The sequence below is a fragment of the Alteromonas sp. AMM-1 genome (assembly GCF_047290655.1).
GTDB classification, from domain to species: domain Bacteria; phylum Pseudomonadota; class Gammaproteobacteria; order Enterobacterales; family Alteromonadaceae; genus Alteromonas; species Alteromonas mangrovi.
The window spans coordinates 1-15,499 of the sequence record NZ_JBLBUE010000015.1 but is presented as its reverse complement, the minus strand read 5'-3'; the positions used below and the strand labels follow the sequence as shown (position 1 = coordinate 15,499).

13 protein-coding genes are annotated in these 15,499 nt (G+C 47.9%); 11 read left to right on the top strand and 2 right to left on the bottom strand.

Going from position 1 to position 15,499, the window contains the following annotated elements; all coding sequences use genetic code 11:
* Window positions 1-111 precede the first annotated feature (111 nt).
* From ACLR2L_RS05035 to ACLR2L_RS04990, 10 genes are all read left to right on the top strand, one after another.
* A complete protein-coding gene (locus tag ACLR2L_RS05035) occupies window positions 112-1,104 on the top strand; it encodes a metallophosphoesterase (RefSeq protein ID WP_413366244.1) in 993 nt (330 codons plus the stop codon).
* Window positions 1,101-2,978, top strand: coding sequence for a phytase (locus tag ACLR2L_RS05030; protein ID WP_413366242.1), 1,878 nt, complete (start codon window positions 1,101-1,103; stop codon window positions 2,976-2,978). The genes ACLR2L_RS05035 and ACLR2L_RS05030 overlap by 4 nt, the downstream gene beginning before the upstream one ends.
* Window positions 2,979-3,254: 276 nt before the next feature.
* A complete protein-coding gene (locus ACLR2L_RS05025) occupies window positions 3,255-3,620 on the top strand; it encodes a response regulator (RefSeq protein ID WP_140961435.1) in 366 nt (121 codons plus the stop codon).
* Window positions 3,617-4,201 carry a chemotaxis protein CheX gene (locus ACLR2L_RS05020; RefSeq protein ID WP_413366240.1) on the top strand — a complete coding sequence of 195 codons (585 nt, stop codon included), beginning with the start codon at window positions 3,617-3,619 and terminating at the stop codon, window positions 4,199-4,201. The genes ACLR2L_RS05025 and ACLR2L_RS05020 overlap by 4 nt, the downstream gene beginning before the upstream one ends.
* A gap of 18 nt (window positions 4,202-4,219) precedes the next feature.
* A complete protein-coding gene (locus tag ACLR2L_RS05015) occupies window positions 4,220-5,527 on the top strand; it encodes an ATP-binding protein (RefSeq protein WP_413366238.1) in 1,308 nt (435 codons plus the stop codon).
* Window positions 5,528-5,635: 108 nt separating this feature from the next.
* Window positions 5,636-6,172: a sigma-70 family RNA polymerase sigma factor gene (locus tag ACLR2L_RS05010; protein ID WP_413366236.1), complete on the top strand. Its 537-nt coding sequence runs from the start codon at window positions 5,636-5,638 to the stop codon at window positions 6,170-6,172.
* Window positions 6,169-6,867 carry an anti-sigma factor domain-containing protein gene (locus ACLR2L_RS05005; RefSeq protein ID WP_413366234.1) on the top strand — a complete coding sequence of 233 codons (699 nt, stop codon included), beginning with the start codon at window positions 6,169-6,171 and terminating at the stop codon, window positions 6,865-6,867. Before ACLR2L_RS05010 ends, ACLR2L_RS05005 begins: the two co-directional genes overlap by 4 nt.
* 215 nt (window positions 6,868-7,082) lie before the next feature.
* A complete protein-coding gene (locus ACLR2L_RS05000; protein ID WP_413366232.1) occupies window positions 7,083-8,660 on the top strand; it encodes a DUF4331 domain-containing protein in 1,578 nt (525 codons plus the stop codon).
* 11 nt (window positions 8,661-8,671) lie between these two features.
* Window positions 8,672-9,172: an Ig-like domain-containing protein gene (locus ACLR2L_RS04995; RefSeq protein ID WP_413366230.1), complete on the top strand. Its 501-nt coding sequence runs from the start codon at window positions 8,672-8,674 to the stop codon at window positions 9,170-9,172.
* A gap of 36 nt (window positions 9,173-9,208) precedes the next feature.
* Window positions 9,209-10,273, top strand: coding sequence for a tetratricopeptide repeat protein (locus tag ACLR2L_RS04990; protein ID WP_413366228.1), 1,065 nt, complete (start codon window positions 9,209-9,211; stop codon window positions 10,271-10,273).
* Window positions 10,274-10,308: 35 nt separating this feature from the next.
* Here the strand turns inward: ACLR2L_RS04990 and ACLR2L_RS04985 are convergent, their stop codons facing one another.
* A complete protein-coding gene (locus ACLR2L_RS04985; protein ID WP_413366227.1) occupies window positions 10,309-11,322 on the bottom strand; it encodes an MBL fold metallo-hydrolase in 1,014 nt (337 codons plus the stop codon).
* A 144-nt stretch (window positions 11,323-11,466) separates the two neighbouring features.
* On the opposite strand from ACLR2L_RS04985, the gene ACLR2L_RS04980 reads away from it, so the two are divergent.
* Window positions 11,467-13,872: a DNA polymerase II gene (locus tag ACLR2L_RS04980; protein WP_413366225.1), complete on the top strand. Its 2,406-nt coding sequence runs from the start codon at window positions 11,467-11,469 to the stop codon at window positions 13,870-13,872.
* Between the two features lie 16 nt (window positions 13,873-13,888).
* On the opposite strand, the gene ACLR2L_RS04975 is transcribed toward ACLR2L_RS04980, so the two are convergent.
* Window positions 13,889-14,980 (bottom strand): glycosyltransferase family 2 protein, encoded by a 1,092-nt coding sequence (locus ACLR2L_RS04975; protein ID WP_413366223.1) that lies wholly within the window; start codon window positions 14,978-14,980, stop codon window positions 13,889-13,891.
* Window positions 14,981-15,499 lie beyond the last annotated feature (519 nt).

The window sequence follows — 15,499 nt, the reverse complement described above, 5'->3', positions numbered from 1 at the left end:
AGCACAGTGTGGGCGTACTCAATAAAACGTGCGCCCACATTCCGTTTTAACTGTCCGGCTTACGGGCTCCGGCCCGGCCGGACAGCAACACAGCAACACCTAAGGTAAAAAATGAAAATACAGGTTTTATGGGGCGTAGCATGTTTAGCATTTTCCGCAGCCTCCCTGGCAACAGATGTCTATAACGAAGCGTATTATCAGCAACACACTATTGCCACCGCACATCAACAAGTAGCAGACAAAAGCTGGAATTGGCTTGTAGTGGGCGATTGGGGACGCAATGGCCATTTTGCCCAGCGTGACGTTGCCCGCTGGATGGACATCGCTGCCTACCAGTTTGACGCCGACATGATAGTCTCAACCGGCGACAACTTTTACGACAACGGCATTGCCTCGATAGACGATCCCTTCTGGCAAACCTCCTTTGAGCAGATCTATCACGGCCCGCATTTATTTAAAGACTGGTATGTCGTGCTTGGCAACCATGACTACCGCGGAAACTGGCAGGCACAAATTGAATACAGTGCCAAAAGCCGCCGTTGGAATATGCCTGCACAGTACTACAGCATGATGAAAACGCTGAAAGACGGTGCCACCGTTCACCTACTTTTTCTGGATACCAGCCCGCTGAATCCAGACTATCAGCACGATACCAAATACGCCGAAACACAAGAACAGGACGCCACCGCCCAGTTAACCTGGTTGCACCAGCAACTGGAGGAACACAAGGACGCCACCTGGACCTTTGTTATTGCGCATCACCCATTGTACTCAAGCGGTAAACGATACGGTAAAAATGACGCCATACGCTCAGTGCTGGAACCCCTGTTGGAACAATACCAAGTGGACGCTTACTTTGCTGGACACGAACACGACTTACAGCACAATCAACCGATGGGTAAACACATGGCCCATTTCGTTTCAGGCGCGGGGTCAGAAGTTCGTCCCACCGGCCAGCATGAATTTACCCGCTTCGCCGCGTCAAGCGCCGGTTTTGCGGCAGTCAGTATTAATGCCCTGGAAACACTCATTCAGTTTATTGATGATCACGGCAAGGTGATTTACCACTACTCGTTACAGCCGCATAAGGGAATTACCCAATGAAATTAGCTCTATTCAATCTCACCTTGGGGTTGCTGCTCACCGGCTGCACAGTCACCGCCGACACACCCGCTCTGACAGAGCAGGCCAATCCAATTATATTTAACGCGGTACCAGTGAAAGGTGAAAGCCTGTTACCGGTTGCTAATAATGCACTCGAGGGGTGGCTGGTAACCAGCGAACAAAGCGGCCTAATCTGGCTGACACCAGACTTTCAATCGCAATACCAATGGCAAGGTCATATTAGCCAGGCTGACTGGCGCTGGCTTAACAACGACACCCTGTTAATCGCAGCCCTGGACAATAACACCACAGCTTTGCACCTGCTGACTCTGGATACCCACACCGGCCAATTCACCTCACAATTGCAGGTGCCGTCAGACATTGCTGATCGCGAAACGGTTTGCCTGCAACAATTAGGCGAGCATTACTTTTTGTTTAGCACTGATGCCCGCGGATTGCTGACTCACTCGCTATTGCAGTTATCTCCCTCGAATTGGCAGATAGCAGATGTTCGCACCCTGATGATTGGGCCCAACATTTCCTCGTGTAGTGTTGCAGACGACACAGCAACGCTCTATCTGGCCGAAGAAGAAGTAGGTATTTGGCAGTATGAAGCCGATTCTGAAGGCGAAAATGGACGAATACTGGATTACTTCCCTAACACGCCAGAAATTGAATCTGTTTCGGCACTGCCCGACGGGCGGTATTTCGCGGTGGCAACCAGTGAGCCGGTTATTCACCAACGAAGCGATAATAACACCGCATGGCCGGTTGAAGCACAGTGGGAACTCAAGAGTATCCGTGTTGCCTCTACGGAGCAGGGTCTAATCGCAGGCATCTACGATGAGGCAAGTAACACCCTGTTTTCGTTAGATTTATCGGGGGCTCCCGTAACACGTGAAGTGGTTTCTCGCACCGACTTGTTAACCGCAGATGCCCAAACCACGCCGGTGAACCGTTATGGCGATGCCGCCGATGATCCGGCGTTCTGGATAAATACTCAAGCGCCGGCAGACAGCCTCATCCTGGGTACCGACAAAAAATTTGGTCTGAACGTATATAGCCTTGATGGTACTTTGCAGCAAACCTTACCGGTTGGCCGGGTAAATAATGTGGATGTGCGACAAGGTATTGCCAGCGGCCACGGCAGAGTTGATATAGCGGTAGCAAGTAATCGCTCATCGCAGTCGCTGTCTGTTTTCTCGATTAATCAACAAGGTTCGGTAGCCTTGCTGGACAATCTGCCCACCAGATTGTCGGACGTGTATGGTTTGTGTACGGGTGTCATTAACAACAGATTGCAGGTTGTGGTTAACGATACGGACGGTCGATTTGAACACTATGCACTAACAATAGAAAACTCCCATGTAAGCGCGCAGCTTGTTAGCGAATTTACCCTGCCCAGCCAGCCAGAGGGCTGCGTGATAGACGATGCCACCAGCACTCTTTACTATGGCGAGGAATCAACGGGCATCTGGATGCGCCACCTGACAACTGTCGGCGCATCACCGGAGTTAATTGCAGGTACCAACGCGCAAGTACACGCTGATATCGAAGGAATGGACATCTATCGGTTTAACAATCAGCGTTACCTGATCGTGTCCAGTCAGGGCAACAGCCGATTTGCGGTTTACGCACTGGACGATAATCATCGCCTGCTCGGCACTTTTGGTATAGCAATTAACCATGTGGCTGGCATAGATGGCGTATCGGAAACAGACGGTCTAGCGGTGACTTCACACGCTTTAGGAGACGACTACCCCATGGGCATGCTGGTTGTGCAGGACGGGCGAAATGTCATGCCGGCCGCGCCGCAAAACTTCAAAATACTCAATGGCGAAAAACTCGTAGAATTTATACAACGTCATCAGTAGTCTAAACTTACCCCGGGGCGGATAATCCCGGGGTACTCCGCTTTTTCGTACTTTGAATCGCCTCTTATTTCGCCTGATACTCAGGTATACAGGCTCATACATAACATGTGCAGGATTACCATAAAATAGCCAATAGTCACATTTGTCGCAATACATTGAGCCCGATGTCTGACAAATTACTTGTAAGCAGTAAATTTTCATAATTACACCAAGATCACTTGCAGGATTATGAAAATGACAAATACTTAGGTTAACGAATAGGCCCCGGAGTGCTGCATGAGTTTATCGGTACTGGTAGCAGATGATTCAAAGCTATCACGGCGAAGCGTAATACGCGCGCTTCCGCCAGAATTGGACGTTAACATAGAGGAAGCCTCAAACGGCAAAGAGGCTATAGACCTGCTGTCTGCACAGCCATTTCAGTTGTTGCTACTCGATTTAACCATGCCGGAAATTGATGGCGTTGGCGTGTTGGAGTTCCTGTCCAGTCAGCCACAGACGCCCAGCGTCATTGTGATCAGCGCCGATTTTCAGCCTGAAAAACAGCGCATTGTAATGTCGTTGGGTGCCAAGAAGTTTCTTCGCAAGCCACTCGACAAAGAAGAGCTGGCCATGACGCTTTTTGAGTTAGGTTATCTATGAACGATGCAATTGCTTTTAACGAAGACCAACGGGATGCCCTGCAAGAGCTTATGAACATTTCCATGGGCCAGGCTGCCAATAGCCTTGCCCACTTAATCGAAACCAAAATTGGCATATCGATTCCCAACATAACTGCCGTCACCCCGGAACAACTGTTTGATATGGTAAGGCACAATCAGGAAGCCTATTACACCCGTCAGTCATTTATGGGTAATATTCACGGCGAGGTAATGTCTATTCTGTCGCAGTCGGGACTTGCCGAAGTGGCCGAATTAATGGAATACGAGCAACCCTTGTCTGAAAGCGACATTGAAGAAACCATTCTGGAACTTTGTAACATTCTGGCAGGCGCCTGTTTGTCGGGCCTGTCGGAGCAATTGGAACTCTCCACCAATTTGCAAATGCCCACCCTGTTTCACCCGGAAAAACACGATTTTAAACAACTTGGCTGGCAACACAGCCTGGTGATGGAAGTAAAATTCGATATTCAGATTTCGTCTTTCACCATGCGGGTAGTTTTTTGCCTGGACGACGCCTCTTTAAATACGCTCACTTCCACCATCGACGAGCTTTTGGGCTAGCGGGTCATGGACAACCCTTTGCTTAACAAACTCCCCATTGGGATTTGTTTAGTTGACGAAAATTACACTATCACTTATCTGAACGCGTTTTTTTTAGATCGCATGCCCCCTGACATTCGCGACAATGCGCTGGGCAGAACCTTAGACGACGTGTTTCCCGAGCAAATTAAGTTCCTCAAACGACGAATCAAGTCGGTTTTCGTATTAAAACACCCCAGTTTTAGTTATTGGGAGCAACGACCGCATATTTTCCCCTTCAAAAGCAGCCGTCCTATTACCGGTGAAGAAACGCAAATGGTGCAAAATATGGAGATTGTGCCGCATAAAGACCCCGACACAGACAAGCTATGCGCCTGTATTTTAATTCAGGATGTCACCGCGCAGGCCAGCTACTTTAAAGCACAGGCGCAATTAGCCGAGGAGCTCAAAGCGGAACACGAGGCTCAGCGCAAACTGATCCGCAAACTGGATCGCGCACAAGCGCAACTGATCCAGGCAGAGAAAATGGCTTCTACCGGACAATTGGCTGCCGGTATCGCCCATGAAATTAATAATCCCATGGGATTCATCACAGCCAACATGAATACGCTTGAGCAATACATTAAGCACCTGTTACACGCCTGTGAAACCAGCCGCCAATTAATTGATGCCCACTCCGACGGCGAGTTAAAGCGTGCGTTTGACAAAATACTGCAAACCAATCACGTAGACCTGGTAAGCGACGATATTGCGCCCCTCATTGACGAATCGAAAGATGGCCTGAAACGGGTGAGGGAAATTGTATCGACGTTGCGTTCATTTGCCGAAGACACACAAACGGGTTGGGGATTGTTAAATCTGGACGAAACGGCCAAACAGTTAGTACAGCTGATTGGCGTACAATACAAAGCCCCCACCTACAAGGTGCAATGTGAGCCCGCAAACTTAAAATGGTACTGCGAATCATCCAGCCTTAAACAAGCGCTTACCAATGTGCTGATGAATGCCGCTCAGTCGATTAGTGATAAAGGGCTGGTCATGCTGTCTTTTGTACAACGCGGTCAAATGCTGCACATTAAAATTCTGGACACCGGTTGTGGTATTAACGAAAAACACCTAGGCCGAATCTTTGAACCTTTTTTCACTACTCGCCCGGAAGGACAAGGGCAAGGGCTGGGTTTATCGGTTGCCTATACCGTGGTGGAAAATCACAAAGGTAAAATGGTGGCGAATAGCAAACCCGGCAAAGGAACGGTTATCGAAATTTTATTGCCTGCGTTATCTGAACAGCAGGCAGATCTTATTTCTTCCGATCCTGCATCCAGTAAACATCCTGAATCGTTATAACCCTGTAGCACGTCTGATTTTTATGCACAGTATGTGTGGAATTCGATCTACAAACAACGCTATTGATGATTATTAAGAACGCTTACGCAAGCACAACAAGAGGCTGTTATGGAGCAAGAAACACTTTTTCCGCTGCTATGCGGAACAGCACAAGGGCGCAGAGAAGACTTTGCTGAACTTTACAAAGCGGCCAGTCCACAGGTATTTGCCGTGGTCCTCAAATTACTCAGGCACAGAGAACTCGCCGAAGAGGCAACACAGGACGCATTTATAAAAGTCTGGCATAACGCAGCAAGCTATCAGATGGCCCGAGGAACCGTACTGACCTGGATAATCAGTATCGCCAGATACCGTGCGCTCGACATGCTCCGATATCAACGCATACGCAAAACAGATGATACTGAGCCGGACACGATGGTTTCAGATGACGACAACCGGTTTGAACTGGAGGCGAAGCTCTCACACCCAAAGCTTGAGGGCTGCCTTGACGAACTGGATACTCAACAGCGGCAAGCCATTCACCTGGCTTACTTTAACGGATTATCACACCTGGAAGTCGTTGAACATTTATCATCACCCCTGGGCACCATTAAAAGCTGGATCCGCAGAGGCCTGGTAAGCTTACAGAGGTGCCTGTCATTATGAACTACGCAAAAGACACACTGTGCAATGCATTAGCGGCCGAATATGTTCTGGGCACCCTGAAAGGTAAAGCCCGGCAACGTTACGAAACACTCATGATGGAAAACCAAACTATCAGGGAAACAACCTGGTTATGGGAACAGCACCTTAACAGCATGGGTGAGGGCCTGAAACCGGTTACACCGCCACCGGCCGTGTGGACCAACATTCAGCAAAAATTGGGATGGATAGACAAACCCGATAATGTTGTACCACTTATAAAAGAAAAGCCATCGGGCAAATTCTGGCAGGTATTAGCGGGTCTGAGCACCGCGGCAGTGTTACTGCTTGTTTTACTGTTACCATTTACCAAGCCTGTTGTAGAGCAAGAGATAACCAGTGTGGCAGTAGTCACCGATCAGGCTCACCAGCCTTTATGGTTAATTGAACTGTCGGATACACACATTTTCACCCGGGCAACCAGTAATTTGCTGCCTCAGGTGAATAAGGACTACGAATTATGGATGGTACCCAGTGACGGTACCGCACCGATATCACTCGATTTGCTACCCAAAAACGGTGACATTCAGTTAATCAGACCGCCTCAATTAGTGTTAGCCGGAGTATCCGCGCTGGCGGTTAGTCTTGAGCCACTTGGTGGTTCGCCCAACGGTTCGCCTACCGAAGTACTCTATATCTCACCACTTACCAAAGTGTAATTTCAAGCGGGCTTTCAAAGCCGGAAGCCCGCGTATTTCCCCGAAAAATCGCCCCCATAAAAATATTTTTATAATTTAGCAACATTGCTGCATCCACTTCGCATCCCTCAGTCGTACGGTTTAATAAGAGAAGTTGACTACGTACTTTCACCTATACACAGCTGTTAACTTCTTCATGGAACTCACGACAACACTCACCCACATGGGGAATTGATATGAATAAAATAAGCTTGCCAATACTACTAAGCAGTCTGGCGATAACATCGCTTGCTAACGCATCCAGTCACCGTGAGGCGCCGAACATTGCGCGTTCGCCTGCCCTGGACAGCACTGACTTTTATGCCTTTAACAGTTATGAAGATGGCCGTGAGGGGTTTGTTACGCTCATCGCAAACTACATTCCGCTGCAGGACGCCTACGGCGGTCCTAACTATTTTGCAATGGATCCTGCCGCGGTTTACGCCATCCACATTGATAACGATGGGGATGCCGTGGAAGACATTACCTTTACCTGGCAATTTACATCTAACCTGGCTGCCAATAACGAAGGTATTGCACTGAATATTGGCCCTGCCGATAATCAGCGAACAGTGAAGGTACCGCTTAAGAATGTGGGTGCGATTAGCGCCGATGACATGAGTGCGACAAACTTCTCAGAGTCCTACAACTTCACCATGATTGAAGGTGCAATGCGCACCGGCACTCAAACGATGCTGAGCGCAGAAGGCAGCATGGGCTTTGCCAAGCCGCTGGATTATATTGGCAACAAAACCTTTAGTTCAGCACAGGAGTATGCGCGATACGCAAACAAATTTGTGTACAGTGTTGCAGTTCCTGGCTGTGAAATGCCAGCAAAAGTATTCGTAGGCCAACGCAAGGATCCCTTCGTTGTAAACCTTGGAAAAACCTTCGACCTGGTTAACTACGTGCCCGTTGAAGGCGACAGTGCACCGGGCGCCAATGATGCTGGCGGCTTTCCAGGTGGCATTACGCAAGATACCAGCAATGATGACCTCGCAGACAAAAATGTAACCAGCATTGCCCTTGAGATTCACGCCAGTTGTATCACCGGTGACGGTAACGGCACTATAGGTACCTGGACCACTGCCAGCTTACCGCAGGCGCGCATTCTGAATCCCAACGCTACATTCAGTAAGCCGGATGTACAGCAAGGACCACTGACTCAGGTTTCTCGTTTAGGCAACCCACTGGTTAATGAGTTAGTTATTGGCATTGGCGACAAAGATCTGTTCTCGACAGCGCACCCGAAAGATGATGGTCAGTTTGCCGACTATGTTACGCACCCCGCTCTGCCAGAGCTGCTTAATATCTTATTCAAGGATGCGGTGAATACTACGCTGGGCGCAAATCTGGATACACTGGCGCCCACCAATATTCCCAGAATGGACTTGGTAACAGCTTTCCTGACCGGCTTCCCGGGCGTAAACCAACTGGCCACCGTCACGCCATCGGAAATGCTGCGTTTAAATACCGCTATTCCGGCAACCCCTGCAGAAGCACAGTCATGGGCTGGTGTGGCTGGCGATGATCTGGCTGGATTCCCGAATGGACGTCGTCCGGGTGATGATGTTGTTGATATTGCACTTCGGGTTGTAATGGGGCGCTTGTGTTACCCCATTCCGGTTAACGGCGTTGATACCGATTTGGGGTTGTGTGCCCCTGAAGATGCCAATGTTGGTAACGTCCCCTTCACAGATGGCGCCCCGTTGGATGCCTCAATGATGGACAGCAGCTTCCCGTATCTGGCTACACCACTGCCAGGCTCAGAATAAAGGAGATAACTATGCGTAGATATCAGTATGCTTTGCTGGCTGTCGCCATAGCGCTGACCGGATGTTCAGGCTCATCAGACAATGACAACGTAGCCAAAGACACTAACCGGGCACCTGTTGCAGGTATGCTTGCATTAACCACTCAAGCTGAAGTGACTATTAACGATCAGCTTAATGCAACCGACCCCGATGGCGACTCGCTAACCTATCAGTTGGTCAGCAACCCAATGTACGGCGAACTTTCGCTATCTGCTACCGGTGCATTTACCTATACACCGCAAGCTGAATACACCGGCAGTGACAGCTTTAGTTACAGCGTTTCTGACGGCACCGCATTTGCAGTTACCGGGTTTGTGGATATTACCGTTGAAGCGCTGGAAGTATCGTTTAACGACTCAGTTAGAAACATATTTTCGCTGAACTCAACAGACGAACCGGTAAGCGTGAATGGTCGGGCCTATGTTGAGGATGCCAATAACCCTGGCAACTTTGATGATCTGATACAAGACTAACCAACGGGCCAGGGATGGCCTCTATCAGGTGGATTTATGAAGAACAATCTTGCTATTCCATTTTCACTGCTAGGCAGCTTTACTGCCTTATGTATAACCATTATTGCGGTTTTTATTTTGGCCATCGGTACTGCGTTCGCTCATGTTCATGAACATGACGACACTAACAACGCCGCACAGACCATTTACAGCCCCCGGCAAATTGATCAATTGCTGGATAACAGCACACGCCCAGACTTCGATGCCAGACAGCTAACGCCGGTATTAGACTATTTGGAACATATCGCCGCAGAAACAGAACTATCAGCAAAACAGAGAATGTTCTATGCCAGACTACTGCAACACGAACATCGGTTTGCTGAGGCGCAGGTACAGCTAAATTTACTACTCGAAATGAACCCACTGAACAGTCAGGCAAGATTACTGCTTGCCAACGTCGCTTTGAATCAGGGTAACGCTGAAAAAGCCGTTCAACTTTGCGAGCGATTAGTTGGGCAAACCGATCTGATTGTGGCGACGACCTGCCTGCTGGAAGCTCGCATGCAACAATCCCCATCGACAGAACACTACAAGCAACTGGTTAACCTGACTCGCTTTAGTGCTCGCGCTCCTATCAATGTTCAAACCTGGCTCAATGAGGTGCTGGCTGATATGGCACTGTATGCTGAACAACCGTCCCAAGCTATCACGCATTGCGAGGAAACCGATTTTAAAAATTGGCCTGTAAGTACCTGGGCTAGCTGGTCTAAAGCAAAAATAGCACTGGGTGAAGGCCAGGACATTCTTACCCGTCTATCCCCTTATATTGAAAACATCGCTGTACCTAACGACAGTATGTTGCTTTATTTGGCATTGGCTGAACAACAGGTGGGCACCACTGATAAGTGGATTAAAAAAATGGCGCAGCGCGTTCAGTTGCGGGAGCTGCACAATGATACGACCCATGCGGCAGAGGTGGCCTTGTATTACCTGCACCTGGCAGAACAGCCAGAACAGGCACTTACCTGGGCAACCCTGAACTGGGAAAACGCAAAATCGCTGAATGACAGGCTATTATTGGAGCAAGCGAAGTCTGCTAATCGGTTGATTGCTAGTCGTTAAACGGCCGCATCAACATGCCCTGAACCTGAGCAATCTCACTCACAGCGCTGATACAGATATACGCCAGCGTTTGATTCAGTTCGCACTAAGCGGGAGGCATACATCAGGTAGTTAAGATGTGAAAGACACTCAGCCACCGCAAAAAACATATGTCGCCCGGTTAACGGGCGTTTGTACATAACAGGCAAGCATTCCACTAAGCTACGCGGCGTTTCACAAAAGGTTTCCAGCGCGTCCAGTTGAGCCTGATGGTGCTGGCGAAGTTCAACTGCTCTGTGAGGTAAGCCAATATAAGGCACATTATGTGAGGGCAAAACCAAGGTATCAGCGGGCATTTCAGCCAGAGCGGAAAGGCTCGTAAAATAATCAGCCAATGGATTCGCCTCTGGTTCCTGACTGTATACACCAATGTTAGGAGAGATCTGGGGCAGAATTTGATCACCACCAATAAGCAGCTTTTGTTCGCAGTTATACAAACACACATGCTCTGGCGAATGACCAGCAAACGTCATGATCAGCCAGGATTTGCCCGCGACCTGCAACGTTTCACCGTGTTTTAATCGTCGGAAAGCAAGAGGCAATGGCTCCACACCTTCGGTATACGACTCCCGGGGTTTAACATGCTGATCAATAATGGATTGCTCAACGCCCGCTCGCTGAAAATAGCGCTTATCGGTAGTGAGATCAGCGCCAGGGTTAGGACCAAAAATACTGCGAGCGGCAAAATATTCCAGCGCACTCATATATAAAGGCACATCAAACTCACGACATAACCACCCGACCAGGCCGCAATGATCCGGGTGCATGTGTGTAACAACCACAGCTAATAATGGTTTATTGAATTGCTCAAAACAGGCCTGCCAAATTGCTTTACTCCGGCGACTGCTTAGTCCGGTATCCACCACAACGATTCCATTCGTGTCTTCCAACACATAAAGGTTGATGTGATCGAGTTCGAACGGCAGTGGCATGCGCAACCACCAAAGGTCCTCACTCAGTAGAGTCCACTCGCCGGATGCCGGTGTTGGATGTGAAGTTAGCGTTATCATTGGTGTACCGTGTTACACTGTCGTGCAAGCAGTATAGCATTGAGACCCTGGTCAGCAGCCACCGAGACTATTTATTTCGCTAATGATTATCGCTAACTTTCCCGTATACCTTTACACCAAACTTCGCGACCGGAAGACTGCCGAATGACTCGTCAGGTAACAACAGGACAAGGCGTCATCCTGACTGCCCGTACCCTGTTCCAGGGTAAACATGAGCTTATTGAGTTATGGTTGGCAACCGAAAACGGACCGATAAAATTACTCAGCCCGATTGAATCATCAGTGTGCTTTGTGACGCAAAAAGACAGTGGCGCGCTGGCAGCAATAGCCGCGTCACTTGGCGTATCAGTGAACATATCTTCTATAGCCCTTAACACATTTGGCCATGAACAGGTAGCCAGCGTAAAACTCAGTCAAAGCAGACAGTTACAGCAATTGCGTAAGTTGGCGGCAGAGAAAGGAATAACGCTTTACGAAGCGGATATTAAAACACCGGATCGCTACCTGATGGAACGATTCGTTACGCTGGGCGTAAACTATCGTGGATATACCACCTCACACAGTCATGTGGTTGAAGACGTAAAAATAATCCCTGCGCAGTATCGCTGCCCGCTTCACGTCATGTCTATAGATATTGAATGCGACGAGCGCGGAAACCTATTTTCCATTGGACTGGCGTCTGATAAATGCAATCGGGTGCTAATGATTGGCAATCCGGTTGGCGAGCCAGTTTGCGAACAGTTCTCTCAGCCACACACTCTGCCAACTCAAGGAAATAAAGGCCGTTTTGAGTATGTTTGGTGCGCACATGAAACAGATTTATTGAACACCTTTATTCAAACTGTGCAGCATGAAGATCCCGATATTTTTCTGGGTTGGAATGTAAAACAATTCGACTTTCCGGTACTGCAAGCAGCGGCTCAACGCTGTGGCGTGTTACTCACAGTAGGACGGGAAAATACCGCCCTGGATTTGCGCACCTTCGAGGACAACCGGGCTTATGTGGACATTCCTGGCAGAGTGATTGTAGATGGAATTGAAGGGCTGAAAACCATGACCTATCAGTTCGACAGTTATTCCCTCGACAATGTTGCCACGCAACTTCTGGGCAAACAAAAGCTCATAGATGATCCCGATAAACTCGGCACCATTAAGCGCCTGTTTCGGGAAGACAAAGCCAGCCTTGCTGAATACAACTTTGAAGATTGCCAGTTAGTACTGGAAATTGCCGACAAAGTGAATCTTATCGACTTTCTTATTCTTCGAAGTGAATTAACCGGCATGCGCATCGGTCGTCCTGGTGGTTCCGTAGCGTCGTTTGTTAACTTATATTTACCTAAGCTGCATCGCGCGGGTTATGTGTCGCCAAACCGCCCACTACATGGAGGCTTGGCAAGTCCCGGCGGTTATGTAATGAACTCGAAACCTGGCCTGTACAGACATGTGTTAGTGCTGGATTTTAAAAGTCTGTACCCGTCTATTATCCGTACTTTCAAAATCGATCCATTGGGATTGGTAGAAGGACTAAAACATCCGGATAACGCGATAACCGGCTTTAAAGGTGCAATGTTTCACAGGGAAAAACACTTCCTGCCAGACATTATCAGTAGTTTGTGGCGCCAACGGGATGAAGCCAAGCGCCAAAAAGACGCGGCGCGTTCTCAGGCTATCAAAATTTTAATGAACTCATTTTATGGCGTGTTAGGCAGTGGTGGATGTCCATTTTATGATCCTCGCCTTGCCAGTTCTATCACTTTGCGCGGCCATGAAATCATGCAAACCACTGCGAAGTGGATTCAGGAATACGGCTACGACGTAATTTACGGCGATACAGACTCGACGTTTGTGCATTTGGCTCAATGTCAGAATGAAGAAGAAGCCAATGCCATCGGCAAGCGTTTGCAGGACGACATTAATTTGCGATGGCGGAACAAAATTGAGGAAGAACACCGTTTACAGTGCGCGCTGGAAATTGAATTCGAAACGCACTTTAGCACGTTTTTTATGCCAACAATCCGAGGCTCTGAGGCCGGTAGTAAGAAACGCTATGCCGGTGTTACTCATAAAAATGGCAGAGAACAGCTCATTTTCAAAGGACTGGAAAACGTACGCTCAGACTGGACGCAACTGGCTAAAACATTTCAGGAAAAACTGTACAGATTGATTTTCGCCGGAGAAACCGTTGCCGACTACATCAGCAGTACCGTTAATGCGATCCGAGACGCTAAATGTGATGAACAACTGGTTTATACCCGTCAGCTAAGAAAGCCATTATCGGAATACACAAAGTCAGTACCGCCTCACGTGAAAGCAGCGATCCAGGGCGACGAAAACAATCGCCGATCCGGTAAGCCACTTCAGTATCAAAAGCGAACGGTTATCCATTACGTTATGACAACCGCAGGCCCGCAGGTGACTCAATACCAAACCCATCCACTGGACTATGACCATTATATAGAGAAACAAATCCGCCCCATCGCCGATAGTATATTACCCACTATTGGCGAAAGCTTTGATTCGATGGCGAGTCAGCAGATTGGGTTGTTTTGATACTGGCCGTTGAATGCTATGAGATACGCTGTTTGAATTCTTCAAATGCCTGCCGAACTTCTTCAATATCGACATTTTTTAGAATTTTTGTTAGCGTCGGCAACTCTTCTTTTGGTGCCATTCTGATGGCATTTACGACGTCGTGATAACGATCAATCACCGATTGTTTTGACAACTCACGTACTTTAGTTTGATCTAACTTAGCAAGACATTCTGACATATAGCGGTTGTAGGCATGAAAACTATCATTTTCGAATGCGACTTCGACACTATTATTCTTAATATAATAGCCTTCCCGGTTGTTCTTAAACTCTGATATTGCTTTCTCTGGGCCAATTGGACGACCACGTCCTAACAACGCGATGTATTCCATCTGGCTCCGGTATTTTCTATGCAGTATGAATGCCCTTTCTGGCAGAGTTGCCGTTGGGGCCATTGAATGATGTTCATTTGATGGGGTGAATGGCTTACCATCTGAAAAAACTCTGATAAGAGAATTATCAATGACATTGTGAGGATTCATTAAGCCAGGTGTTATAAAAGTTTTATGAATGGATTTTAATTGTCGAGCAGGCTCAACCTGTATACTTGGGCATATCGCTCTCGAAAAGGAAACTGATTCATCAACCTTGTTTGCCCATTGGAAAGACATTGAGTCAAAATAAGGGGATTTTTTAATAAAGTCCTTTATTGATGAACTTAGATCTAACGGAATCCAAAATTCATCAATATCAAGAAACATAACATGATCAAAGCCCTGACTGCGGGATTTAGCAAACTCAGGACGATATATATCCATTTGCGGACTTATTTGCGACTTTGCAAAAATCGGGTCTGCATTAAAAAAGCTAACGCGAGGTTCGTTTAATTCTTCAGACAATAATAGGGTACTGTCCGTACACCCATTGAAATGAATCTCTATTTGATCAAAACCAAAATACAAATGATGATATATCCACTCTGGAAGATAAGCAGACTCATTCTTCGCAATAGCAACGAGTTTGATTCTGGGCTTTTGAAAATTAACTTTTGATCTTGCTCTGAAGTATGGATAACGCAATGACGCTATTTTTGACTGGACCACATTGAATAGTGTTTTGAATTTCATATTACCTTAATACTTCTTAGCGTCGCTCTTGATGTTGCTATGCAGACAACCTTGCCGCCACAAACTCTCCATAAAACAGCATTCTCTCTTATGCTGGCTGTCATTACTATGATTATTTGCCTTACTAGATAACGATATTTGTTATGCCTTTTAGCAGAGGTCCCAGATAAGAGCGTCGCACTTTCCAGGAAGTCGGGTGTTTTGCAGAAACAAAAAAGGCCCACTCAATCGAGTGGGCCTTTCTTTTAATTGGGAGCCCCGTAGCCGGTGCGAGCGCTCGACTTCGTGTCGAGTCATACTCTCACATGGGGGCGGAGGTTGACCGAATGTCCTGCGGACGTTCGCAGCGACCAGAGCGGCGCGCATGGATGCGCGACTGGACATTGCACCAGGGAGGGGTTGTTACTCATCTTTTGTGCAGCGCCTTGAAATTAAAAAGCCCCGATGGGTTAGGCTCTTCATGGGAGTGGCACGCTAGTGCCTTTCTAAGATAAAGGGCTATCCAGATAATGCTGATAT